This window comes from Bradyrhizobium sp. HKCCYLS1011, assembly GCF_051167795.1.
Taxonomy (GTDB): Bacteria; Pseudomonadota; Alphaproteobacteria; order Rhizobiales; family Xanthobacteraceae; genus Bradyrhizobium.
On sequence record NZ_JBNPTT010000002.1, the window covers coordinates 744,639 to 769,014 of the forward strand.

A 24,376-nucleotide genomic window follows, 5' to 3' on the forward strand; every position below is an offset into this window, starting at 1 on the left:
CCGCATGGCCGACAGCTTCCCTGCTTCCGCCGCAAAGCCGCAGCCGAACGCCGTGCCGACTGGGCTGCTTGTCGTCTGCTTTGCACTTCTGTGCATCAACGCCTCGTTCTTCCCGACGGCCTATGTGTCCGGCGGCTGGATCTGGGACGAAACCGGCCGCGGCATTCCGACCGATTTCGTCAACGTGTGGGCCGCGGGCAAGCTCGCGCTGCAGGGACATCCGGCGCTGGCCTGGGACTGGGACGTTCAGCGGGCCATCGAGCTCGATCTGCTCAAGCAGGACTTTCCCGGTTATTTCGCCTGGCACTATCCGCCGCCGTTCCTGTTCGTGGCGGCGTTGCTGGCGCAATTGCCTTATACGGTGGCCTTCATCGGCTGGCTGGCCATGAGCTTCGTGCCCTATCTCGCTGTGATGCGCGCGATCGTCGGCCGGGCCTTCGGCTTCCTGCTCGCCGCCGGGCTTCCGGTCGTATTCTCCAACACGCTGGTGGGGCAGAACGGATTCCTCACCGCAGCCTTGGTCGGCGGCACGCTCTATCTCCTCCCCGTACGTCCCGTGTTGGCCGGCATCTGCTTGGGGTTTCTGACCTACAAGCCGCAATATGGCTTGCTGTTTCCGATCGTGCTGATCGCGGCCGGCCGTTGGACCACCTTCGTCGCCGCCGGCGTGACCGCAGTCGCGCTCGCCGGCATCTCCACGGTCGCCTTCGGGCTCGAGAGCTGGCAGGCCTTCCTGCATTGGATGCCGCATTTCTCGCAGGCCTTCCTCACCGAGGGCAAGGCCACCTGGTGGAAGCTGCAGAGCATCTTCTCGCTGGTCCGCTACTGCGGCGGCTCGGAAGCGATCGCCTGGGCGTTCCAATGGGTGCTGACGGCGGCCGTTGCGGTCGTGCTGGTGATGATGTGGCGCAGTCCGGTGCGCTACAGTCTGAAGGCGGCAGCGCTCGCGGTTGGGACCCTGCTCACCACGCCCTACCTCTTCATGTACGACATGATGGTGATGGCCGTCGCCGTTGCCTTCCTGGTGCGGGTCGGGCTCAAGGACGGATTCCGGACTCATGAGCTGGCCGCGCTCGGCTGCGCCATCCTGCTCCCCGTCACATTCATCCTGTTCGGCATCCCCGTCGGCTTGGCCACGAATCTGATCGTTGCCGGCCTCATATTGCGGCGGGCGGGGCCGTGGTGGCGGCGGGAACCGGCTGGCGCTCCCGTTGCCGTGGCCGCCTAAGCTTTGTTGCTCGGCCTCATACCTTTAGCCAAGTCGCCTGTAGCCAAGTCAACGATTTGCGACTTGTCATTCCCTCTGAATAGGTGTTCAGTTCTTATTGAGCAGATTGCGAGGCTTGCCTCCAAAAACAGTGAATTTCCGTTCGTCGCGGCACCGCCGGGACGACGGGGCGGGATGAGAAGCGCTCCATGGTGTACCGACGGACCCATCAGGTCGTGAAGCGGCTGGCTGCCCGCCGCAGCGCCATTCTGGCAGCAGCCCGAGAGGCCGCCGCCGAAGGCGGCATGGCCGCGGTGCAGATCGCGCCGGTCGCCGTGAAAGCCAATGTTGCCGCCGGAACTGTCTACCGCTACTTCCCGTCCAAGGCGGATCTGATCTCCGAATTGATTGCCGAGGTCTCCCGCGACGAGCTTGCCGCAGTCCGGCGCGCCGCCGATGCGGCGCCGGGACCATCCTCGGCACTCGCCGCCGCCATCTCCACGGTCGCCGTGCATGTCCTGTCCCAGCGCAAGCTCGCCTGGGGGATCTTGGCCGAGCCGGTCGATGTCGACGTCACGGCGTCCCGAATCGCGAGCCGGCGCGAGATCGCCGACGAAATCGCCTCCCGGATCGAGGCTGCGGTTCGCGCCGGTCATCTGCCGGCGCAGGACACCCCGCTCGCCGCGACCGCGCTGCTCGGCGCGCTGCATGAGGCGCTGGTCGGGCCATTGGCGCCGGACAATCTCGACGATCCCGTCAGGCTGCGCGACACGGTTCAAGCCGTGACCCTGCTGGCGTTGCGCGCGGTCGGCGTCATGGACGCCCGCGCCCGCGGGCTCGTGGTGCAGGCTGTGCTGCCGGTGAAGACCCTGGTCGGCGCCTGAGGGCGATCGCCCCTCGATCCGCTTTAAGCAGAGATTCACTCAGCCCAGCCATGGTGCAGGCTGATGCCTCCGCGTGCAATCGCGCGGTCGCCGTAACCGTGATGCAGGCTCTTCCGCTCTGATGGTGATTGCACGCAGACGATTGGCGATATCGCTCGTGATCGCCGGCTCCGCTTTGGCCGGCGCCCTCTATGCGTATGTCGCCGGCGAAGACATCAATTGGGACTGGCAGAACTATCACGACTATGCAGGCTTTGCCCTGAGCGAGGGCCGCTTCGACATCGACGTCATGCCGGGCGGCTTCCAGAGTTTTCTCAACCCGCTGATCTATCTGCTGCCCTATGCGCTCCGTCATGGCCTCGATGCGCCCTGGTGGGGCGTGGCGCTCGGCGCGCTGCACGGCCTCAATCTCGCGCTGATCACCTGGATCACGCGCATGATGCTCGGCGCGCAGGCCCGGCCGCCGGTCCTCGTTGCTGCTGTCCTGATCGCCGCGTGCGGCCCGATGAGCCTGTCGGAGGTCGGCACCAGCTTTGCCGACATTCTCACCGCCATACCAATTCTTGCCGGCATCGGGCTGATCCTGATCGACCGCGAACAGGACGGCCGGCGCCTTTTGCTTGCCGGGCTTCTGATCGGCGCCGCCACCGGACTGAAGCTCACCAACGCGACGTTCCTGATCGGGGCCGGGGTCTGTTTGTTGCTCGCGGCGCGCCCGCTTGCGGCGGTGCTGTCCTTTGGTGCCGGCAGTGTCGCCGGCGTGCTCGCGACCGGGGGCGTCTGGGCGTTCAAGATGTGGCGCGACTTCGGCAGCCCGCTGTTTCCGTTCTACAACACGATCTTCCATTCGTCGGAGGCGCCGCCGGTCTCGATCGTCGATACCCGCTTCATGCCGCAGAGCCTCGCCGATGCGTTGGCCTATCCGTTCTATTGGCTGGTCGGACTACATCCCTCGTCGGAATGGGCCTTTCGCGATTCGCGTTTTGCGCTGGTCATCGTGCTGCTGTTCGCGACGATTGCTGTTGGCGCATGGTGCCGGCGCGAGCTCTTGCAACTGCGCGACCGGCAGTTCCTGATATTCTTCTGGGTGAGCTATGTGCTGTGGATGCTGGCGTTCTCGATCCAGCGTTACCTGATCGCGCTCGAACTGCTATCGGCGCCGCTGATCCTGCTGCTGATCACCCGGCTCATGGAGGCCCCGCAGTTGTCTCGATCGTTCGAAGGGAGCGCGCGTCCGCGCGCGCAGCACCTTGTCGCCGTCATCATCGCGCTTGCGATCGCGCTGTGGTCACGGCCGACCGATTGGACGCGGCGGCCGTGGTCTGATCCGTATCGTCCGCAGCTCGCGGCCGGTTTGCAGACCCCTGCGACCTTCCTGCTCCTGCAGAAGCCACTCGGTCACGTCGTGTCACGGCTTCCTGCCGGTTCGCGGGTCTATCAGCTCTCCGAGCTGGTGCTGCCGATCGTGCCGGGCGGCGTGCTGGACCGGCGCATCCGCGCCGGCCTTGCCGATCCCTTGCCGGGCGGGATCTGGGCACTCTATTTCTCCAAGAGCTCGGCGGACAATCCGCCCCGCCTCGAGGCCCTTGAGTCCTATGACCTGAAGATCGATCCGAGCAGAGCGTGCGAGCGGATCGCCGGTGTCGATCGCATCGACATCGAAGCTTGTCCGGTGATATCGCGCGCGGCATCGGCCTCGACCGCGGAGCTCGACCGCGCTGGGCGCGCCTCCAATTAGTTCCTGACTCTGCTCATATGTGGGCGTCGCCGGACGGGCCGACATAGGCGATGCGCACCATGTTGGTCGTGCCAGGCGTTCCGAGCGGCACGCCGGCGACGATCAGGACGCGCTGGCCGGCGCGGACGAAGCCGTCGCGAAACGCGATCGAGCCGGCGCGGTTGACCATGTCGTCCTGGTCGCGCGCGTCCTCGGCGACCACGCAGTGCACGCCCCAGACCACGGACAATTTGCGCCCTGTGGCGATGTTCGGGGTGATGGCGACGATGGGAGGTTTCGGCCGCTCGCGCGCGACCCTGATCGCGGTCGAACCCGAGGAGGTCCAGCAGATGATGGTGGGCAGATCCAGCGTCTCGGCGATCTGCCGCGCTGCATCGGCGATGGCATCACCAGCCGTCGCTTCCGGGTCCGGCCGCTGTGCCGTGATCACTGCGCGATAGGTTAGATCGCGCTCCACTTCCTCGCCGATCCGATTCATGGTCGAGACCGCTTCGACCGGATATTTGCCGGCCGCCGATTCGGCCGACAGCATGATCGCGTCAGCGCCCTCATAGACTGCGGTGGCGACGTCGGAGACTTCTGCGCGGGTCGGCACCGGCGACTGGATCATCGATTCCAGCATTTGTGTTGCCACCACGACCGGCTTGCCGGCGCGGCGGGCCAGCCGCGTCATCTGCTTCTGCAGGCCCGGCACCCGCTCCAGCGGCAGCTCGACGCCGAGGTCGCCGCGGGCCACCATCAGCGCGTCGGACGCCTCCACGATATCGGGCAACCGCTCGATCGCCTGCGGCTTCTCGATCTTGGACATGACGGCGGCGCGGCCGCGGATGATCTTCTTGGCGTCCAGCACGTCATCGGCGCGCTGCACGAAGGACAGCGCGACCCAATCGATGCCGGTATTGAGCGCGGCATCGAGATCGGCGCGATCCTTCGGCGTCATCGCCGACACCGGCAGGTCGGTGTCGGGCAGGCTCACGCCTTTGCGATCGGACATGCGGCCGCCGACCACCACGCGGGTGATCGCATAATTCGCCGAAGTCTCCTCGGCGACCAGCCGCACTTTTCCGTCATCGAGCAGCAAAGCGTGGCCGGGGCGCAGCGCGGCCAGAATCTCCGGATGCGGAAGATAAACCCGGCTGGAATCGCCGGGCGTCTTGTCCGAATCCAGCACGAAGGGTTGGCCGTTCGCCAGCTGCACGGCGCCCTCGGCAAAGGTGCCCAGGCGGAGCTTCGGCCCCTGCAGGTCGACCAGGATGCCGATCGGCCGGCCGTAGCTCGATTCGACATTGCGGATCGCGGCCACCAGCTCCCGCATCTTGTCATGCGGGGTGTGGCTCATATTGATGCGGAACATGTCGGCGCCCGCCTCGAACAGCTTGCGGATCATCGCGCTGTCCGAGGACGCCGGGCCTAACGTCGCCAGAATCTTGATTCGGCGCAGTCGCCTCATGGCTTGGGCGCTGGCGCGGCTGGCGGCTGGCCGGGCGCAGCCGGAGGAGGAGCGGTGCCTTGCGGCGCAGCCGGCAGACCCGGCACATTGCCGCCAGGCCCAAGCGTTCCCGGGATGCCCGGCACCCGCTGTTGCGACGGCTGCTCATTGGCTTCGGTCAGTTGCACGGTCCAGGCGCGCTGATCGCCGGTGTCGACCTCGAAGAAGCCGGTGCGGTCGAAGCCGCGCGCCAGGCAGTTCTCGGTGCCCTTGATGGTGAATTCCTTGTCGCGCGAGCACATGAAGGCTTGGCCCGACCACTCGCCGCCGCGGTCATAATCCAGCGCGTAAATGTAGTAGTAGCGCGCGACCAGGGTTCCCTTGAGCAGGGTTTCGCAGCTGCGCGAGGAGACGTTCCACCAGCCTTCGGTGGTCCAGCCTTCCGCATCCTTGTAGCCGAGCGCAACCCCGACGCGGCTCGAGGTGTTGTTGCAGAGGCGGAAATCCGCCGCCGCGGGGCTGGTCCATAGACAGAATGTTGCCAGCCCAAGCACCGACAGCAGGCCGAGGCCCGGGCGGCAAAGCATGGGCTGGGGAAGGGTGGAGGTTTTGGGGATCATTGCGCGACGCTATATCAAACCTTGACTGGTGTCGCGTGGCTTGGCCGTTCGACGTCAACGGCGGAGGTGGCCGTGATGCAACGCTGCGATCGAGCCCCCAAGCCCTTGTCTGTAACAAGCTTGCCCGCAACACGATATGGCCAACCCGGCGACGAGGCCGCACTATATAACAGAAATCTGCAACAACGTGACAATGGAACGGAAAACGAACGAGATGGCGATGGATACCACCACCCGGACCGAGCTCGAAGCCGCCGCATTCCGCCGGCTGGTCGAGCACCTTCGCGAGCGCACCGACGTTCAAAATATCGATCTGATGAACCTGGCCGGGTTCTGCCGCAATTGCCTGTCGAACTGGCTCAAGGATGCCGCTGACGCCAGTGGCGTGTCGATGAGCAAGGATGAGAGCCGACAGGCGATCTACGGCATGCCCTACGACGAATGGAAGGCGAAGTACCAGCGCAAAGCCACGCCGGCGCAGCTCGAGGCGATGAAGAAGGCGCATCCCGGACATTGAGCTTCGGCGCGGCCGATTGGCGGTGAGAGAGAGAGCAAACGTCAGATTCGCCGCGTGCGATTCGTGACTCTCGCGAATCGCGGCTCATCCGGCAAAGGCAGCCAAAACGCAAGCGGTACGCTGCCTTTTGCGGGCCGCAGCCATTGTGGCCACAACAAGATGTGGGCGCGCTGTGGATGAGGGCGATGTCGCCTTGACGCGGGGCACGCCAGATTTGAGGGTCTGTCCGGACACGCGCCTTGAACGACCGGCGCCTTCATCAGCCACACCAGTTCTTTTGGGAGTACCAGATGGCCACTGCCGCCGCCGCGAAAGACGACGACTCGCCCGCAACCCGCTTTGCCGTAGATCAGCTGAAGTCGATCATCGAGCGGATCGAGCGGCTGGAAGAAGAGAAGAAGGCGATCTCGGAGGACATCAAGGACGTCTATGCCGAGAGCAAGGGCAACGGCTTCGACGTCAAGGCCCTGCGTACCATCATCCGGCTGCGCAAACAGGACCCCAACGAGCGTCAGGAAGAGGAGAGCATCCTCGAGACCTATATGCAGGCATTGGGGATGCTTTAAGCCTGGAACATTGAGACGTGCATTCGACGCTTTCCGTCTGTGACGGGAGGCGTCGTTTCATTTGTGCGCTCGGCTCTGTGCGACGACAGGGGGACGAGGCGTTGCATCACGCCGCCGCGTTCGAACAGGCGCGGATGTCAGGATGTCGGGTTGATGATGTTTTTCGCCCGGCTCTCGCCGGCGCGGCGCTCTCAGCGCAACGAGGCGGCGCGCAGGACGAAGGACTTCGTCTCGAGCTTCACCGTCGCCGATCCCGAGAACTGGTCGTAGCTCAGGCCCGGGGCAGGGTCTTCCGCGAAGCTCATCGCGAGCACCAGTTGCGGCTTGACGAAATAGGTGCGCATGAGCGTGAGATCGGGATCGCCGAGCATCGTCACCGACATCGAGGTCGATGCACTCGGCGCCAGCAGCATGATACGCATCCAGCTGGAGTTGTTTTCCTTCGCGGCGGAAATCCGCGTCGCGGTCGTGACCGGGCTGTCCTGACCCTGTGCGCCCTTGGCCTGTGCTCCGCTGGCGGCCACGGTGTTGGTCTCGGCATTGCGCGCCTGGGACCGCGTGTTGCGGACCGGGATCGGCGCCGATGCTGCGACAATGCGCGAGCGATCGACCGGGGACGAGGCCGGCGGGGCGAACGCCATCGCATTCATAACGCTGGCGGTGGCTTGCGGGTCGGCCGCGCGCCGGGCCGTGATCGCCGCGACCTGCTCGGGCGTTGCCTGCTTCGGATTTGCGGGATCATCACCCCAGAAGCCACGCGCGTTGATGATGTCAGACACGCTCTGTGGCACGGCTTGCCCCGGTGCCGCATGGGCCTCGGCTGTTGGCGCCGGCTGCGCCTTGACCGTTTGAACCAATTGCGAATCGGCTGAAGCAAGCTGCAGCGCGTTTGCGAGTTTGCCGCGCGGTGAAGTCTTGCCGTCCGTCGTCGCCTTGGCGGCGACCACTGCCGCGACGTGCACCGGCTTGGCGTCTGCCTCTGAGGCGCCTTCCTCGTCATCCTCGGCGGGCTTGCCCCGGAACAGGCGCGCAAGCAGGGTGGGCTTGCCTGTGGTCGCGCCGTCGCCATCGCCGCGCTTCTCGATTTCGGCGCGCGCCAGCTCGTAGCCCTTCAGCGGCACGCCGTCGGAGGGGATATGAACGGTGCGACCGTCCGGGAAAACCTTCACCAGCTGGTCATGGTTCATGCGCGGCCAGTGGCGGATGTTGCCGGTATCGAGATGAACGAAGGGCGACCCGGAGGTCGGATAGAAGCCGACGCCGCCGCGCTGCAGGCGCAGGCCGGCATAACGGATTTGTTCGAGCGGCACGCCGGGGATGTAGAGGTCCATCGCATGGCCCAGCATGTGCTGGCTGTGACGGGCGACGCCAGAATGCGCCGAGCGGCGGCGCAGCATCGCGTTGGTGCCGGGCGAGCGATAGGACGAAATGATCTGGATCGGCTGCTTGCCGTCGACGTCGCGATAGACCTCCCACAGGATGTCGAACAGGTGACGGTCCATGACCGTCTCATCCTGGGTGCGCCAGTCGCGCAGGTAATGGTTGAGCTTCTTCAGCGCGTCTTCGTCGTAACGGCCGTCGCGCTTGAAGGTGATCGTGAGATCTTCGTCGGAATGGGTGTGGTGGAAGGAGAGGGTGCGGGTTTCGTTCAGCGCTGCCGCGTCATGAACCGAGCCGGCGGCGCCGAGCAGGAGCAGCGAAGCCAATCCGATCTGGCATCCGGCCTTCCCTGCGAATTGGGGAAGCGAATGCAATTGGCGCACGAAACCAGACAGCAAGATAAGTCCACCCCGTCGACCAGCGTCACCTGAACCGCTCGTGCCAGCCCCAACTGTCGCGAGCGAGAAAACGCGTTCCTAAGGCGGGATGGTTAAGGGAGATTGACCGACCCGCCCCCCAGATTAGGCTTAATATAAGCTCTTGAGTGTGGCGAAAAAGCGCCAGCGATTCTTGGTTGTCCGGAATGGTTAACAGAAAACGACCTCGCTCCAGGCTGTGAGCCGGGGGCGAGGTCGTTGATTTCACAAGACAATTAGGCGTGGCAGCAGATCAGCGGGTGAACACCCCGCGCGGCTGGCCCCGGCGTCCGATGGGGGCCGGCGGCGTCGGGTTGAAGCCGCCACCGCCGAACAGGCGCTCGAAGAAATTCGGCCCCGACGAGTAATCATTACCGGCGGCGACGCTGACCGCACTCGGGAGCGGGCCGGTCGGGCGCGAATAGCTCGGCTGGGCATGGGCGACCACGTTCTCGAGGTCCTTGCCGCGGTTGTTCTTCAGCATCGCGATCATGGTGGCGTCGCGGCCATAGATGTCCTTGCGGAATTGCAGCTTGCCGGCGTCGTCCACGAACGCGGTCTGGTAGGTAATGTTCACCGGGATCGGGGTCGGGAATTTGAGGTCGATCTCGCTGGAGCCGTACATGCTGCGGATCTTCTCCGGCGTGTAGTGCTGGTTCGGCTCGGCGATGTTGAGCAGCACCGAGGCGTACTGATCCGGATACTGCACGCGCATGCAGCCGTGGCTGAAGGCGCGCTCGTCCTTGGCGAAGAGGTATTTGTCCGGCGTGTCGTGCTGGTAGACCAGGAATTTGTTCGGGAAGTTGAAGCGGATGCGGCCGAGCGCATTGGCTTCACCGGGCGGCTGCGAGATGTGGATCGAGCCGTCGCGCGCGCGTTCGAGCCGCAGGCCCATCCGCTCCAGCACAGTCGGATCCTGCTGCAGCGCCGGCAGATACTCGTTGTAGATGATCGACGGCGGCACGTTCCAGGTCGGGTTGACCGTGATGAACTTCATGGTCTCGCTGAGCAGGGGCGTGGCGTGCACGCCCGGCTTGCCCGTCACCACCCGCGTCGTCCAGACCTGGGCGCCGTGCTGCATGACCTTCAGCGTATAGTCGGGAATGTTGAGGATCACATAGGCGTCGCCGATCGCGGGGGCGCCGAGATCGCGCGGCAGCCAGCGCCAGCGCTCCATGTTGACGAGGATGGTATCGATCTGCTTGTCGCGCTTGGGCGTATTGAGCGCCTTGACGGTGCGGTCGTCGAGAATACCGGTCGGCTTGAGCTCGACGCTGTCCTGGAATTTGCGCACCGCAGCGGCGACCTTGGCGTCGTAACGGTCATCGCTCGGATTTTCGACGCCGAGCTTGGCGCGCAGCTGCGGCACGCGCGGGTCCGACATCTGGGCGTCCGCCTCGGGCGCGTTCTTGCCGCGGGCGGGCGTGTATTTCAGCGCGGGGCCATCCTCGATCTGGATCGCCGCAGCCTCTGCGCCGCCGCGCAATTCGGCGAGCTTGGCCTTCAGCTCCTTGTAGAGCTTCTGCGGCGGGTTGTAGCTGTCGAGCGCGGCGGAGGCATCCTTCGCACCGGTGACATTGGCGAGCACCTCGTTCGGATCGATCGGGTGCTCGGGATATTGGATATCGCCGGAGACCTGCGACCAGTGCATGCGGCCGCTCTGCGCCTGCCGCGCATAGTCCAGCATGCTGGCAGTGAGCTTCAAATCGGCATCGGCGAGCGCATCGGGAGATGTCGCAGCCGCCGCGAAATCCGGCACCGGATAGTCCGCAGGGTTCAGGCCGTCGGAGGCCGCCTCCTTCAGCCGCGCGATCACGCCCTTGGCGGCCGCCGTCAGATTGCCTGACTGGGTCCAGATCGGCGCGTAGTCGCGGGTCGTGTAGAACTTCTCGACCGCGGCGCGCTCGGCCTTGCGATCGAGATAGCGCGCGCCCTTGGTCGTCATCAGATCGCGCAGGCGATCGGCGACCGGCTGGTCGGCCGCAGGGACGTTGCTTGCGGCCTTCACCGGATCCTTTGCGGTGTCGGTGGCGGGCGCGGCGGCCGTGGCCGGAGCGTTCGGAGCGGCGGCCGGCGCGGTCGCAGCCTTGTCCGGCTCGGTCGCCGGCGCAGCCGCGCTGTCGGCCGGCTTGATGGCGGGCGCGGCCGGAGCGGCAGCGGTGTCCTGCGGGACTGCCGGCGTCTTGGCCGAATCGGGCGAAACCGTCGCGGTGGTGTCGAGCTTGATGTCGGCAGCGGTCGGCGGCGGCACGTTGGCGGGCTCCGGCCGGGGGATCGCGGCTTCGATTGCGAGTTCAGCGGCACTGCTGCGCGGCGCATCGCCCTGCGCCAGCGCCGATGTCGCCGATACCGTGAGGAAGCTTGCCGCGACGGCCATCAGCACGCGGTCATATCCACCACGGGTCTTCACACAGTCTCGCATCGTCGCGTCCTTTGGATGTTCAGCTTCAGCATGGAACAGCGTCGGTTATCGTCGGCCGGCTTCAGCGCAAAGCTTGTGAGTGGCACGCCTGCACGCAACCGAGTCACGCCAAACGGTACCCACGCCCCAGCTCCGCGGCCAGCGCCGCGCGGGACGACTCACGATAGACTGACTCTCCGGGAAACCCCATCAAACCTATCGTGCGTTTGTGCCACGCGCTTTTTCCTTTGTCTGTCACCGCACGGCAACGGTTCAGATGTTCCATTTATTGCGCGACCTTGCGGCGTTTTTCAGTCAATCGCGGGGCCATCTTGTCTTGTGGTCTTGGTGCATGTGCTAGCGCCTTGCGCTTGCCTCATTCGACCGACGGGCCATTCGCCGCGGCGTCCTCGCCATCGAGATCGCTGCGGTTGACCTCGTCGAGCTTGCGATAGAGCGTGGAACGTCCGATCCTCAGCCGCCGCGCCACTTCCGACATCTGTCCGCGATAGTGCGAGATGGCGAAGCGGATGATTTCAGTTTCGAGCTCTTCCAACGGACGCATCTCGCCCGCCGGAGTGAGCATGGCCAAGCTGCCGTGTGCGGGCAGCGGGGCGATGGGTATATCGTTACCCGACACCATGGTGGGCACGGCCGGCTGGGCCGGCCGCTCCATCACCAGCGGGGGCGCCGGCTGAACCGGCGGCGCGTGGGTCGGGATCAGCGGGAAATCGGCAATGTCGAGCTGGTCGCCCTCGCTCATGACCACCGCGCGATAGACCGCGTTTTCGAGCTGGCGGATGTTGCCAGGCCAATCGAGCTGGGTGAGATAGGCCACCGCCTCGCCGCCGATGCCGGTCAGCCTGCGATTCTCCTCGGCGGCAAAGCGCGCCAGGAAATGCCGCAGCAGATGCGGGATGTCGTCGCGGCGCGCCCGCAGCGGCGGGATCGTCAGCGGCAGCACATGCAGCCGGTAGAACAGGTCTTCGCGGAAATGCCCTTCCTTCACGCGATCGAGCAGCCGGCGGTTGGTCGCGGAAATGATGCGCACATCGACCTTCACCGGTTTGCGGCCGCCGACCGCCTCGACCGCGCCTTCCTGCAGCGCGCGCAGCAGCTTGACCTGCGCGGCGAGCGGCAGTTCGGAGACTTCGTCAAGGAACAGGGTGCCGCCATGGGCTTCGACGAACTTGCCCATGTGGCGTTCGGTCGCGCCGGTGAATGCGCCCTTCTCATGGCCGAACAGGATCGATTCCACGAGATTGTCCGGAATCGCGCCGCAATTGACCGCGACGAACGGCTTTGTCTTGCGCTCGCTCGAACCGTGGATGGCGCGCGCAAACAGCTCCTTGCCGACGCCGGATTCGCCCTCGATCAACACCGGGATCGCGGAGGACGCAGCCTTCTCGGCGATGCGCAGGATCGGCGCCATCGCCTCGCTACGGGTGACGATGTCGGCGAAGGTCAGCCGGCCCTCACGGCTGTGGCGGATGCGCTGCAATTCGCCCTGCAGCGCCGAGGTGTTGAGCGCATTGCGAAGCGAGACCTGGAGTCGCTCCAGGCCGACCGGCTTGACCACGAAATCATGCGCGCCGGCACGCATCGCAGAGACGACATTGTCGATGCCGCCATGGGCAGTCTGCACGATCACCGGGATGGAGAGGCCGGCCTCCCGCATCTTGGCGAGCACGCCCATGCCGTCGAGACCGGGCATCACGAGGTCGAGCACGAGCGCGTCGATCGCGAGTGCGTTGGGGCCGGTCAGCTTGTCGATGACCGCATCGCCGGTATCGACGACGATCGCCTCATAGCCGCATTTCTGCACCATGTTCTCTACCAGCCGACGCTGGACTGGATCGTCGTCGGCGATCAAAATGCTGGCAGCCATGGCTTTCCTCGCACGCTACAACTATCTGTCTCGAATCGGGTCACTCTCGCCGACACCGATTAACGCAACCTTAATCGTTGCGGTTCGGGACAACGTTTGAACACAGGTTACGGACACACGATGACCTCGCGCGCTTCTTCTTCCGCTCTCCGCAAGACCGCCAAATCGGCTGCCAAGTCGGCCGTCAAGTCTGCCGTCAAGAACAAGGCTCCCGCGAAACCGGCGAAGAGGAGTGTCGCCAAGGCGCCCGCGAAGGCCGGCGCGTTGCCCGAATGGAACCTGGACGATCTCTATTCCGGGATCGATGCGCCGGAGATCGAGCGCGATCTCGAGGAGATGGACGCCGACTGCATCGCGTTCGAGGCCGACTATAAAGGCAAGCTCGCCGAGCACACCGCGCGCGACGATGGTGGCGAATGGCTCGCACGCGCCGTCCGGCGCTATGAGGCGATCGACGATCTCGCAGGACGGCTCGGGTCATTCGCAGGCCTGATCCATGCCGGCGACAGCGTCGATCCCGCGATCTCCAAATTCTACGGCGATATCTCGGAACGGCTGACGGCGGCTTCGACCCATCTTCTGTTCTTTCCGCTCGAGCTCAACCGCATCGACGATGAGGTCATCGAACGTGCAATGCAGACGCTGGCCCTCAACCATTACCGGCCCTGGATCGAAGACCTGCGCAAGGACAAGCCCTATCAGCTCGAGGATCGAGTCGAGCAGCTGTTTCACGAGAAGTCGCAGACCGGTTATTCGGCCTGGAACCGGCTGTTCGACCAGACCATCGCCGGCCTCCGATTCAAGGTCGCGGGCAAGGAGCTTGCGATCGAGCCGACGCTGACGCTGCTGCAGGATCGCGACGGCGCCAAGCGCAAGGCGGCCGCGGAAGCATTGGCCAAGACCTTCAAGGCCAATGAGCGCAGCTTTGCGCTGATCACCAACACGCTGGCCAAGGACAAGGACATCTCCGACCGCTGGCGCGGTTTCCAGGACGTCGCGGACTCGCGCCATCTCAATAACCGCGTCGAGCGCGAGGTGGTCGATGCGCTGGTGTCCTCGGTACGCGCGGCCTATCCGAAGCTGTCGCATCGCTACTATCAGCTGAAGGCGCGCTGGTTCAAAAAGAAGAAGCTCGCGCATTGGGACCGCAATGCGCCGCTGCCCTTCGCCGCGACCTCGACCATTGCCTGGCCCGAGGCGAAGGACATGGTGCTCTCGGCCTATCGCGGCTTCTCGTCCGACATGGCCGACATTGCGCAGCGATTCTTCGACGATCGCTGGATCGACGCGCCGGTGCGGCCCGGCAAGGCGCCGGGTGCCTTCTCACATCCGACCACGCCGTCGGCGCACCCATACGTCTTGATGAACTACCAGGGCAAGCCGCGTGACGTGATGACGCTCGCGCATGAGCTCGGCCATGGTGTGCATCAGGTGCTGGCGGCCAAGAACGGCGCGCTGATGGCGCCGACGCCGTTGACCTTGGCGGAGACCGCAAGCGTGTTCGGCGAGATGCTGACCTTCAAGCGGCTCCTGCGCGAGACCAAGAACCCCAAGCAGCGCCAGGCGCTGCTCGCCGGCAAGGTCGAGGACATGATCAACACGGTGGTCCGGCAGATCGCGTTCTATTCCTTCGAGCGCGCCGTGCACACCGAGCGCAAGAACGGCGAGCTGACGGCCGAGCGGATCGGCCAGATCTGGCTCTCGGTGCAGACGGAGAGCTTGGGGGAGGCGATCGAGATCAAGCCGGGTTATGAGAATTTCTGGATGTACATCCCGCACTTCATCCATTCGCCGTTCTACGTCTACGCCTACGCGTTCGGCGACTGTCTCGTGAACTCGCTCTACGCGGTCTACGAGAATGCCGCGGAAGGGTTCGCCGAGCGCTATTTGGCGATGCTCGCCGCCGGCGGCACCAAGCATTATTCCGAGCTGCTCAGGCCGTTCGGGTTGGATGCCAAGGACCCGAAGTTCTGGGACGGCGGCTTGTCCGTCATTGCCGGCATGATTGACGAGCTGGAGGCAATGGGCTGAGGGAAACTGGAGCGTAAAACATTTGTTGAACGGATGCAGGAGGCGTGTTATACGGATTGTATAACGGAGCGCGTGCCATGAATGAAAATCCCAAAGAGCTTCGCCCCGATTCCAGCGTGGTTCTTCAGGTTCGGAAGATCGGTAACTCCATCGGCTTCATCTTGCCGAAGGAGATGGCTGCCCGGTTGAATCTCAAGGAAGGCGACAAGCTGTTTCCTCACGAGCAGCCTGGTGGCGGCCTCGTTCTGACCCCGCACGATCCGGATTTTGAGAAAGCCATGACAGTCGCGCGGCGCGGCATGAAGCGGTATCATAACGCACTTGCCGAGCTGGCTAAGTGAGTGAGCCATTTTGGCTCACCCGCCAGATGATCATAGCGATCCACGACGAGCAGCTCGCGATCCATAGTGGGGCGAGCGGCTTGCGCGACGAGGGGATGCTCGAGTCAGTGCTGGATAGGCCCAAGAACAAATGGGCCTATGAAGGCGCTGAACTTCCCGAACTCGCAGCGGCCTATGCCTATCGCATCGCGCGCAATCATCCGTTCGTCGATGGCAATAAGCGGACCTCATTGCTGGCGCTCTATACCTTTCTCGGCGTGAACGGCTTCGACTTCGACGTGCCGGAGGCGGAAGCTGCAGCCATGATCCTCTCACTGGCCGCGGACGAGGTCAGCGAGCAAAGCCTGACGCGCTGGATCCTGGACAATTGGCCGGCCGAATGAGCTGATAAGCAGGCCTGATCAGCAAAGTTGTGCAATCCGGGCGCCGTTGCCCTCAGACCCGCTTTGCGCTATGCGACCTTCTTAAACGATACGTTTTTGGGGGACCCAGATGGCAGATCACGGCGAAGTCGCCTATTCGACGGCGGACGGTAACGACTACGCAGAGCATGAGGCGACCTACCTCGGCTTCATCAAGCTCGTGAAGTACGGCACGGTGACCGTCGCGCTCATCGTCATCTTGATGGCGATTTTCCTCACTTAAGTCGGTTTGCCCGCCACAAGTCGCTGGCGGGCTTTCAGCCGCCTGGCTGAAATCCCTGGAATTCCGCCCCTCTACAGCTCGCGCGCGCATCCGCGCCGGAGGCCTCATGAAGATTGCCGTCGCCAAGGAAATCGACCCGTCGGAGCCGCGGGTTGCCGCCTCTCCCGATACGGTGAAGAAATTCAAATCCTTAGGCGCCGAGGTCGCGATCGAGCCGGGCGCCGGCCTCAAGTCAGGCGTGCCGGACGCCGAATTCACTGCTGCCGGCGCGACCGTCAGTGCTGATGCGCTCAAGGACGCTGACATCGTCATCAAGGTGAAGCGGCCGGAGCCGTCGGAGCTTGCCCAATACAAGCGCGGCGCGTTGGTCATCGCGATCATGGACCCCTATGGCAACGATGCCGCGCTGAAAGCGATGGCCGATGCCGGCGTCTCGGCGTTCGCCATGGAGCTGATGCCGCGCATCACCCGGGCGCAGGTCATGGACGTGCTGTCGAGCCAGGCCAACCTCGCCGGCTATCGCGCCGTGATCGAGGCCGCCGAGGCATTTGGCCGCGCCTTTCCGATGATGATGACCGCGGCGGGCACCGTACCGGCGGCGAAACTGTTCGTGATGGGCGTCGGCGTTGCGGGCCTGCAGGCGATCGCCACGGCGCGCCGTCTGGGCGCGATCGTCTCCGCCACCGACGTGCGGCCTGCGACCAAGGAGCAGGTCGAGAGTCTCGGCGCCAAATTCCTTGCCGTCGAGGATGAGGAGTTCAAGAACGCGCAGACCGCCGGTGGCTACGCCAAGGAGATGTCCAAGGAGTACCAGGCCAAGCAGGCGGCGCTGACCGCCGAGCATCTCAAGAAGCAGGACGTCGTGATCACGACGGCGCTGATCCCGGGGCGGCCGGCGCCACGGCTGGTCACGCTCGACATGGTCAAGTCGATGCGGCCGGGCTCGGTGCTGGTCGATCTCGCCGTCGAGCGCGGCGGCAACGTCGAGGGCGCCAAGCTCGGCGAGACCGTCGAGATCGACGGCGTCAAGATCGTCGGTATTCCGAACCTTGCCGGCCGCGTCGCGGCCTCGGCCTCCGGCCTCTATGCGCGCAACCTGTTCTCCTTCATCGAGACCCTGGTCAACAAAGAAACCAAGGCGCTCGCCGTCAATTGGGATGATGAACTGGTCAAGGCCACGGCTTTGACAAAGGATGGCGCCATCGTCCATCCGAATTTCCAGCCGAAGGCATAGTCAGAGGCATCAGGAGAAAAGTCATGGAGCATGTCGCCCAAGCCGTTGATCCCTTCGTGTTCCGGCTCTCGATCTTCGTGCTGGCGGTATTCGTCGGCTACTTCGTGGTGTGGTCGGTGACCCCCGCGCTGCACACGCCGCTGATGTCGGTGACCAACGCGATCTCCTCGGTCATCGTGGTCGGTGCGCTGCTCGCCGGCGGGGTTGCAAACGTTTCGAGCGGCAGCGGCTGGGCCCGCGCCTTCGGATTCGTCGCGCTGATCTTTGCCTGCATCAATATCTTCGGTGGCTTCCTTGTCACCCAGCGCATGCTGGCGATGTACAAGAAGAAGGCCAGGTAGGCGGCCCCTCGGGGTTGAAGAGGCGAATGGGGACCTGAGATGAGCGCCAATCTGTCGGCATTTTTGTATCTTGTGGCGGGTGTGCTGTTCATCCTGTCGCTGCGGGGGCTGTCGAGCCCGGCTACGTCGCGCCGGGGCAATCTGCTCGGCATGGTCGGTATGGCGATCGCGGTCGCCACCACGCTGGCCAATCATCCTCCGGCGGATGGGCTTGCCTGGCTGCTCGTCGTGGTCGGTATCGCGATCGGCGGTACGATCGGCGCGCTGGTCGCGCGGCGCGTGCCGATGACCGCGATGCCGGAACTGGTGGCGGCGTTCCACTCGCTGGTCGGCATGGCGGCGGTGCTGGTCGCAGCCGGCGCGTTCTATGCGCCGGAAGCCTTTGACATCGGCTCGCCCGGCAACATCCACACCCAGAGCCTGGTCGAAATGTCGCTGGGTGTCGCCATCGGCGCCTTGACCTTCACCGGCTCGGTGATCGCGTTCCTGAAACTGTCGGCGCGCATGAGCGGCGCCCCGATCATCCTGCCGGCGCGTCACCTCATCAACGTCGCACTCGCCATTGCCCTGGTGGCCTGCATCGTCGGCCTCGTCGCCACCGGCAGCGCGGTCTTCTTCTGGCTGAACGTGATCCTGGCGCTGGCGCTCGGCGTGCTCATGATCATCCCGATCGGCGGCGCCGACATGCCGGTCGTGATCTCGATGCTCAACTCCTATTCCGGTTGGGCCGCGGCCGGCATCGGCTTCACGCTCGGCAATTCGGCGCTGATCATCACCGGCGCGCTGGTCGGCTCCTCGGGCGCGATCCTGTCCTACATCATGTGCCACGCGATGAACCGGTCCTTCATCTCGGTCATCCTCGGCGGCTTCGGCGGCGAGACCGCCGCTGCGGCCGGCGGTACCGGTGAGCAGAAGCCGGCCAAGCTCGGCTCGGCCGAGGATGCGGCCTTCATCATGAAGAACGCGTCCAAGGTCATCATCGTGCCCGGCTACGGCATGGCGGTGGCGCAGGCCCAGCACGCACTGCGCGAGATGGCGGACACGCTGAAGAAGGAAGGCGTCGAGGTGAAATACGCCATCCACCCGGTGGCCGGCCGCATGCCCGGCCACATGAACGTGCTGCTCGCCGAAGCCAACGTCCCCTATGACGAGGTGTTCGAGCTCGAGGACATCAACTCCGAATTCGCCCAGGCCGACGTCGCCTTCGTGATCGGCGCCAACGACGTCACCAATCCGGCGGCGGAAGAGGACAAGTCCTCACCGATCTACGGCATGCCGGTGCTGCAGGTCTGGAAGGCGGGCACCGTGATGTTCATCAAGCGCTCTCTGGCGTCCGGCTACGCCGGCATCGACAATCCGCTGTTCTATCGCGACAACACGATGATGCTGCTCGGCGACGCCAAGAAGATGACGGAAAGCATCGTCAAGGCGATGTAAGTCGCCGCAGGGAGCCATAGCTAGATCAAGATGGCTCTCCTCAAATGGCTCATGATTGTTCTCGCCGGGCTGTACGCCTGCGGCCTTGCCGTGCTGTTCGTGCGGCAGCGCGCGATGCTGTTCCCGATCCCGCCGGTCGGGCGCATTGCGCCTGACCAGGCCGGGTTTCCACAGGCCGAAGAACATGTGCTGACCTCGGCCGATGGCGAGAAGGTCATCGTCTGGCACGTGCCGGCAAGGGCCGGCCGCAAGGTCGTGCTGTATTTTCCCGGCAATGGCGACTTTCTCGCCGGTGTCGTTCCCCGCTTGAAGGCGCTCACGGCCGATGGCACCGGTCTGGTTGCGCTGTCCTATCGCGGCTATGCCGGATCGAGCGGTAGCCCGAGCGAGCACGGGCTGCTATTGGATGCCAACGCCGCCTATGCCTTCACGGCCGAGCGTTATGCGGCGGATCGCATCGTGATCTGGGGATTCTCGCTTGGCACTGGCGTTGCCACCGCGATCGCGGCCGACAAGCCGATTGCCAAGCTGATCCTGGAAGCCCCTTATGCGTCGACCGTCGAAGTCGCCAGCGCGATGTTCCCCTTCGCGCCGGTCAGCCTGCTGATGCTGGATCAGTTCCGCTCCGACCTGCGCATCGCGCGCGTCAAAGTGCCGCTGTTGATCATGCACGGCGAGAAGGATCCCGCGATTTCTATTCGCTTCGGGGAACGACTGTACCAGCTTGCGCATGACCCCAAGCAATTCGTACGGTTTCCTGAAGGCGGGCACAACGATCTGGATTCATTTGGTGCAACGGAGACGGCAAAGAGATTCATCGACGCTTCATAGGGCCGTCGCCACCCGTTTGTTGCGATCGCTCGCTGCTGCCGTGCCGCTCGCAATTTGGCCTGCCAGCGCGCAGGCCGCCTCCGGCCTTGATGGCGCTGCCATGCGCTGGCCATTCGCATTGCCGTTCGCAGGCCTGCTGCTCTCGATCGCGCTCGGCCCGCTGTTGTTGCCAAAGTTCTGGCATCACCATTACGGCAAGGCTGCAGCCTTCTGGTCTCTCCTGACGCTTGCCGCGCTCTCAGGGTTCGCCGGATTCGTGCCTGCACTGCAATCCTTCATTCACGTGCTGCTCGACGAATATCTCAGCTTCATCCTGCTGCTGTTTGCACTCTACACCGTGACCGGCGGCATTCTCATCACCGGCAGCATCCGCGGCACGCCGGTGACCAATACCGGCATTCTCATGCTGGGAACGATCATTGCGTCGGTGGTGGGAACCACCGGCGCGGCCATGATCCTGGTGCGGCCGCTGATCCGCGCCAATTTGACACGGCGGCACAACGTCCATGTGCTGGTCTTCTTCATCATCCTGGCCGGCAATATCGGCGGCGCCTTGAGCCCGCTCGGCGACCCGCCGTTGTTCGTCGGTTTCCTGCATGGGGTCGACTTCTTCTGGACCACGCGGAACATCTGGTTGCAGACGGCGATCGTGGCCGGATTGCTGCTGGTCTGTTTTGCCTGCCTCGACTGGCGGCTGTCCCGCGTCGAGCCGCCGCCGGACAAGACGATCGCGCGCCACCCGGTGCGCATTCGCGGGCTCGTCAATGTCGTGCTGGTCGGCGCCATCGTCGTGAACATTCTGCTGTCGGCGACCTGGCAGCCGGGCGTGGCGTTCGACGTGTTCGGCACGCGATTGGAATTGCAGAACCTGGTGCGCAATGCGCTTCTTGTCGTCATTGCTGGCTTGTCGCTGTGGCTGACGCCCGAGGAGCATCGGGAGGCGAACGGCTTCACCTGGGAGCCGATCCGCGAGGTGGCGAAGCTGTTCGCGGCGATCTTCACCGCGATCGTTCCGGTGGTGGCGATGCTGCAGGCCGGACGCAACGGCAGCTTCGCCTGGCTGTTGGACGCGGTCACCACGCCTGGCGGCGCGCCGCGTGAAGTGGCCTATTTTTGGTTCACGGGCCTGACGTCGGCATTCCTGGACAATGCACCAACCTACCTGCTGTTCTTTGAACTGGCCGGCGGTAATGCGCAGGTGCTGATGCGCGAGCTGTCCGGGACGCTGGCGTCGATCTCGATGGGCGCGGTCTATATGGGGGCGCTGACCTATATCGGAAATGCGCCCAACTTCATGGTCGAGGCGATCGCTCGCGAGCGCGGGATCAGGATGCCGAGCTTCTTCGGCTATATGCTATGGGCTGCGGCGGCGCTGATTCCGCTATTCCTGTTGTTGACCTTGCTGCCGATTCCCCCGCTGCTCAGCACCAACTGAGCTGCTCCTCCGGCTTCGATGGCCCGCAAATCATGAGGACCTTTGCCAGATGAGCGCCCACAACGCCACGCCGAGATCGGCCGTGATCTTTCCCGCCCTGGCCGTGCTGCTGGTCGCGCTCGTGATCGGGACGGGATACGCGTTCACACCCACGCCGGCCGGGCTGGTGTTCGCGGCCGTCCTGCTGATCGTCCTGTTCGGCACCGTGTTTGCGGCCGTGCACCATGCGGAGGTGATCGCCCACGAGATCGGCGAGCCCTACGGCACGCTGCTTTTGACCCTGGCCGTGACAGTGATCGAGGTTGCGCTGATCGCCACCATCATGCTCGGCGACAAGGCGGCGCCAGCGCTCGCCCGCGACACCGTGTTTGCGGTGGTGATGATCGTGTGCAACGGCCTGGTCGGAGTCTGCATCTTCATCGGGGGGCTGCGCTATCGCGAGCAGGACGTCCAGGTCTCGGGGGCCAATCTTTATCTGAGCGTGCTGTTCACGCTGGCGACGATCACGCTGGTGCTGCCCAACTTTACCCTGACCAGTGTGGGTCCGGTGTATTCGCTGGGCCAGCTCGGGTTCGTCAGCGTGGTCACGATCCTGCTCTATGCGGTCTTCCTGTACACCCAGACCGAACGGCACCGAGATTATTTCATCAGAGATTCGCTGGGGTTCACCGAGGACGGTCCAAAGCTGCCCCGGCGGATGCTGGTCTTCAGTATCGTGCTCCTGATGGTCGCGCTGCTCTCGGTCGTCCTGCTTGCAAAGAAGTTCTCCCTGGTGGTCGACGCGGGCGTCGCCGCCACGGGTGCGCCGCCGGCCCTCGCCGGTGTCCTGGTCGCGCTGCTGATCCTGCTGCCCGAGAGCGTGGCGGCGATTTCGGCCGCGCGCGCCAATGATCTGCAGAAGAGCATCAACCTCGCGCTCGGCTCGTCGCTCGCGACCATCGGATTGACGATCCCTGCGGTGGCGGCTGCCGCATCCGCGCTCGACAAGCAGCTGGTGCTCGGCCTCGATTCGCAGGGAATGGTGCTCTTGCTGCTGACATTCGCGCTGAGCATGCTGACCTTCGGCACCGGCAGGACCAATATCTTATTTGGGCTGGTGCACATGGTCGTGTTCGCCGTATTCCTGTTGCTGTTGTTCGTGCCGTGATTTGAGGGGGAAGACGAGATGCTGAGCGCCCAATCCGATGTCCAGGTCGACGCCCCGGAAGTCCGGGTCACCGAATGGCGCCTTGCGCCCGGCAGTGCCACCGGCCGCCACATTCATGAGATGGATTATGTCATTGTTCCCGTGACCGCGGGCGAGATGACCATCGTGGCCCCGAGCGGAGAACGGACCAAGGCGCAGCTCGCGGCCGGAAAATCCTATTTCCGCAAAGCCGGTGTGGAACATGACGTTCTGAACGAAACGTCAGCCGAGATCGTCTTCCTAGAAATTGAGTTGAAGCCTTAAAGCTTTTGTTTACTGAATTGCCACGGATGTGTCGTATCTGATCCCTTAATTGTGCCTCAAAGTTCCCGCAAATACCGGCGGGGAGTGGTTAGCATGCTGAAATACCTGAATAAGCTCGCCCTGGAGATCGTCCCCTCGGTGGTTGCGACCATCCTCGGGGCCTATATCGTTAACCACTACATCAACGCCAAGCCGACCACCCCGGCAGCAACCGTCGCGGCCGCGGCGCCGACGGCGACCGATTCCAAAATTGATTCTTCCAAGACGGATGCGGCGAAAGCCGATTCCAAGCCCGCTGAGACGTCGGGTGAGCTCTCCAATATCCCCGCGCCCGGGATCAAGGCCAAGGGCATTGCCGAAAAGTCGGTGACCGACAAGGGCGGGGCTGACAAGCCGGCCGAGGTCAAGCCTGCCGACACCGCAAGTGCGCCGGCCGAGACGCCGCGCCATACGCCGGCGCGGGAAAAGCTGATTGCACGGAGCACGCCGACTGAAACTCCGGCTCCGGAGGAGCATCGTGACGCAGCCGATCTGGCGCGGGCCGCGATCGAACGGCTGCGGGCGAGCGAGGCGGCCAAATCGTCCGAGAAGCCATCCTCCGAGAAACCGGCTGAGAAGTCTTCCGATGCGGCGCGCGTGCCGGCAGATCCGCCCCGTGTCGTGACGGCGGCCCCGCCGGTCTCGCCCGTGCGTCCGCTGCCGCCGCCGATCACGGTGTCGACGCCGCCGGCCGACGCTCCGGTTGCGCTTGGCCCGGCGCCCGGCAACCCGGCTTACACCGGCTCGGTTCAGCCGGATGGCCGGCCGACGCCGCCGGCTGATATCCCTCTGGCGCCTCCGCTTCGGCCGCTCGATCTGCGGGCCGACACGGAATCGGCCAAGGAGCGGATGCACAATGTGGCTGAGGACATGATCTCCGCGGCCAAGTCGGTGTTCCACGCCGTGATTCCGAAGTAGCCGAACGGGGCTTCCGCTCGGAGGAAGCCGGGCCGGCGTTCAAGGTCGGGAAGCAAGAGCCGGAAATCAGGAGAAGGTGCGCGAATTGCCTGCCGTTTTTGGCGTCGCGCGTTGATGTGGCCGCTTAAGGGGCTCATTGCTCCAGCCTCGCTGCTGCCATCATGAATGCCAGGTTAGCGGAACCAAGTCTGCGCCGACAACCGGCTCAAAAACAAATCGGCTCAAAACAAAAGCGCGAGCCGCAAGGCCCGCGCCGTTCATCTCAGAAATTGAGAGAGAGTTGCGATCAGCGCACGCCGCCGCTGCGCGCACCCGCGCCCGGACCACGGCCCGCACCCCGGTCGCCCCCGGCGCCAGCGCCGAACACCGGCTTCGGCTTCATCGGCAACAGACCTTCACGCTGCAGCTTCTTGCGCGCCAGCTTGCGTGCGCGGCGCACGGCTTCAGCCTTTTCCCGGGCTTTCTTCTCAGAGGGCTTCTCGTAATGTCCGCGGAGCTTCATCTCGCGGAAAATGCCCTCGCGCTGCATCTTTTTCTTGAGCGCCTTGAGGGCTTGATCGACATTGTTATCGCGAACGAGAACCTGCACGCGGCATCCTCTTTCTCAGTACATCGGTTTGGAATCTGG

Annotated in this window: 23 protein-coding genes; 17 read left to right on the forward strand and 6 right to left on the reverse strand. The window is 64.4% G+C overall.

Annotated features, from left to right (window positions below):
• The first annotated feature begins 4 nt into the window (after nucleotides 1–4).
• From ACQR1W_RS07990 to ACQR1W_RS08000, 3 genes are all read left to right on the forward strand, one after another.
• A complete protein-coding gene (locus ACQR1W_RS07990; protein WP_434850258.1) occupies nucleotides 5–1,228 on the forward strand; it encodes a glycosyltransferase family 87 protein in 1,224 nt (407 codons plus the stop codon).
• A 188-nt stretch (nucleotides 1,229–1,416) separates the two neighbouring features.
• A complete protein-coding gene (locus ACQR1W_RS07995; protein ID WP_434850259.1) occupies nucleotides 1,417–2,091 on the forward strand; it encodes a TetR/AcrR family transcriptional regulator in 675 nt (224 codons plus the stop codon).
• A 121-nt stretch (nucleotides 2,092–2,212) separates the two neighbouring features.
• Nucleotides 2,213–3,829 carry a glycosyltransferase 87 family protein gene (locus ACQR1W_RS08000; RefSeq protein ID WP_434850260.1) on the forward strand — a complete coding sequence of 539 codons (1,617 nt, stop codon included), beginning with the start codon at nucleotides 2,213–2,215 and terminating at the stop codon, nucleotides 3,827–3,829.
• Nucleotides 3,830–3,842: 13 nt separating this feature from the next.
• Here ACQR1W_RS08000 and pyk read toward each other — a convergent pair whose 3' ends face one another.
• Together pyk and ACQR1W_RS08010 are read right to left on the reverse strand one after the other, a co-directional pair.
• Complete coding sequence (gene pyk / locus ACQR1W_RS08005) at nucleotides 3,843–5,279, reverse strand: pyruvate kinase (protein WP_434850261.1); 1,437 nt, start codon at nucleotides 5,277–5,279, stop codon at nucleotides 3,843–3,845.
• A complete protein-coding gene (locus ACQR1W_RS08010) occupies nucleotides 5,276–5,878 on the reverse strand; it encodes a DUF1036 domain-containing protein (protein ID WP_434850262.1) in 603 nt (200 codons plus the stop codon). The genes pyk and ACQR1W_RS08010 overlap by 4 nt, the downstream gene beginning before the upstream one ends.
• A 214-nt stretch (nucleotides 5,879–6,092) precedes the next feature.
• On the opposite strand from ACQR1W_RS08010, the gene ACQR1W_RS08015 reads away from it, so the two are divergent.
• Nucleotides 6,093–6,395: a DUF1244 domain-containing protein gene (locus ACQR1W_RS08015; protein WP_434850263.1), complete on the forward strand. Its 303-nt coding sequence runs from the start codon at nucleotides 6,093–6,095 to the stop codon at nucleotides 6,393–6,395.
• 290 nt (nucleotides 6,396–6,685) lie between these two features.
• A complete protein-coding gene (locus tag ACQR1W_RS08020) occupies nucleotides 6,686–6,961 on the forward strand; it encodes a DUF2312 domain-containing protein (RefSeq protein WP_008974157.1) in 276 nt (91 codons plus the stop codon).
• Between the two features lie 191 nt (nucleotides 6,962–7,152).
• On the opposite strand, the gene ACQR1W_RS08025 is transcribed toward ACQR1W_RS08020, so the two are convergent.
• The 3 genes from ACQR1W_RS08025 to ACQR1W_RS08035 all read right to left on the reverse strand — a co-directional run bounded on the left by ACQR1W_RS08025 (nucleotide 7,153) and on the right by ACQR1W_RS08035 (nucleotide 13,046).
• On the reverse strand, nucleotides 7,153–8,739 hold the full coding sequence (locus ACQR1W_RS08025; protein WP_434850264.1) for a DUF882 domain-containing protein: 1,587 nt from the start codon (nucleotides 8,737–8,739) through the stop codon (nucleotides 7,153–7,155).
• A 271-nt stretch (nucleotides 8,740–9,010) separates the two neighbouring features.
• The gene (locus tag ACQR1W_RS08030; protein ID WP_434850265.1) at nucleotides 9,011–11,179 is read right to left on the reverse strand and encodes a L,D-transpeptidase family protein; all 2,169 of its coding nucleotides are present in this window, start codon (nucleotides 11,177–11,179) and stop codon (nucleotides 9,011–9,013) included.
• A 355-nt stretch (nucleotides 11,180–11,534) separates the two neighbouring features.
• The gene (locus ACQR1W_RS08035) at nucleotides 11,535–13,046 is read right to left on the reverse strand and encodes a sigma-54-dependent transcriptional regulator (RefSeq protein WP_434850266.1); all 1,512 of its coding nucleotides are present in this window, start codon (nucleotides 13,044–13,046) and stop codon (nucleotides 11,535–11,537) included.
• A 120-nt stretch (nucleotides 13,047–13,166) separates the two neighbouring features.
• Between ACQR1W_RS08035 and ACQR1W_RS08040 the strand changes: the two genes are divergently transcribed.
• The 12 genes from ACQR1W_RS08040 to ACQR1W_RS08095 all read left to right on the forward strand — a co-directional run bounded on the left by ACQR1W_RS08040 (nucleotide 13,167) and on the right by ACQR1W_RS08095 (nucleotide 23,748).
• Entirely contained in the window at nucleotides 13,167–15,077 is a 1,911-nt protein-coding gene (locus ACQR1W_RS08040; RefSeq protein WP_434850267.1) for a M3 family oligoendopeptidase, read from the forward strand.
• 77 nt (nucleotides 15,078–15,154) lie between these two features.
• Nucleotides 15,155–15,418 (forward strand): AbrB/MazE/SpoVT family DNA-binding domain-containing protein, encoded by a 264-nt coding sequence (locus ACQR1W_RS08045; RefSeq protein ID WP_434850268.1) that lies wholly within the window; start codon nucleotides 15,155–15,157, stop codon nucleotides 15,416–15,418.
• A complete protein-coding gene (locus ACQR1W_RS08050) occupies nucleotides 15,415–15,801 on the forward strand; it encodes a type II toxin-antitoxin system death-on-curing family toxin (protein ID WP_434850269.1) in 387 nt (128 codons plus the stop codon). Before ACQR1W_RS08045 ends, ACQR1W_RS08050 begins: the two co-directional genes overlap by 4 nt.
• Before the next feature lie 109 nt (nucleotides 15,802–15,910).
• Entirely contained in the window at nucleotides 15,911–16,063 is a 153-nt protein-coding gene (locus ACQR1W_RS08055) for an aa3-type cytochrome c oxidase subunit IV (RefSeq protein WP_434850270.1), read from the forward strand.
• A 106-nt stretch (nucleotides 16,064–16,169) separates the two neighbouring features.
• Nucleotides 16,170–17,297: a Re/Si-specific NAD(P)(+) transhydrogenase subunit alpha gene (locus ACQR1W_RS08060; RefSeq protein ID WP_434850271.1), complete on the forward strand. Its 1,128-nt coding sequence runs from the start codon at nucleotides 16,170–16,172 to the stop codon at nucleotides 17,295–17,297.
• Between the two features lie 23 nt (nucleotides 17,298–17,320).
• Nucleotides 17,321–17,638 carry a proton-translocating transhydrogenase family protein gene (locus ACQR1W_RS08065; protein WP_008974167.1) on the forward strand — a complete coding sequence of 106 codons (318 nt, stop codon included), beginning with the start codon at nucleotides 17,321–17,323 and terminating at the stop codon, nucleotides 17,636–17,638.
• A gap of 39 nt (nucleotides 17,639–17,677) precedes the next feature.
• The gene (locus ACQR1W_RS08070; RefSeq protein WP_434850272.1) at nucleotides 17,678–19,075 is read left to right on the forward strand and encodes an NAD(P)(+) transhydrogenase (Re/Si-specific) subunit beta; all 1,398 of its coding nucleotides are present in this window, start codon (nucleotides 17,678–17,680) and stop codon (nucleotides 19,073–19,075) included.
• A gap of 30 nt (nucleotides 19,076–19,105) precedes the next feature.
• The gene (locus ACQR1W_RS08075) at nucleotides 19,106–19,906 is read left to right on the forward strand and encodes an alpha/beta hydrolase (RefSeq protein WP_434850273.1); all 801 of its coding nucleotides are present in this window, start codon (nucleotides 19,106–19,108) and stop codon (nucleotides 19,904–19,906) included.
• 100 nt (nucleotides 19,907–20,006) lie between these two features.
• Nucleotides 20,007–21,341 carry a sodium:proton antiporter gene (locus ACQR1W_RS08080; RefSeq protein ID WP_434850274.1) on the forward strand — a complete coding sequence of 445 codons (1,335 nt, stop codon included), beginning with the start codon at nucleotides 20,007–20,009 and terminating at the stop codon, nucleotides 21,339–21,341.
• Between the two features lie 49 nt (nucleotides 21,342–21,390).
• Nucleotides 21,391–22,488 (forward strand): calcium:proton antiporter, encoded by a 1,098-nt coding sequence (locus tag ACQR1W_RS08085; RefSeq protein ID WP_434850275.1) that lies wholly within the window; start codon nucleotides 21,391–21,393, stop codon nucleotides 22,486–22,488.
• Between the two features lie 18 nt (nucleotides 22,489–22,506).
• Nucleotides 22,507–22,791 carry a cupin domain-containing protein gene (locus ACQR1W_RS08090; protein ID WP_434850276.1) on the forward strand — a complete coding sequence of 95 codons (285 nt, stop codon included), beginning with the start codon at nucleotides 22,507–22,509 and terminating at the stop codon, nucleotides 22,789–22,791.
• 93 nt (nucleotides 22,792–22,884) lie between these two features.
• Nucleotides 22,885–23,748 carry a hypothetical protein gene (locus ACQR1W_RS08095; protein WP_434850277.1) on the forward strand — a complete coding sequence of 288 codons (864 nt, stop codon included), beginning with the start codon at nucleotides 22,885–22,887 and terminating at the stop codon, nucleotides 23,746–23,748.
• A 286-nt stretch (nucleotides 23,749–24,034) separates the two neighbouring features.
• Here the strand turns inward: ACQR1W_RS08095 and rpsU are convergent, their stop codons facing one another.
• Nucleotides 24,035–24,337: a 30S ribosomal protein S21 gene (gene rpsU / locus ACQR1W_RS08100; protein WP_008974174.1), complete on the reverse strand. Its 303-nt coding sequence runs from the start codon at nucleotides 24,335–24,337 to the stop codon at nucleotides 24,035–24,037.
• Nucleotides 24,338–24,376: the final 39 nt, after the last annotated feature.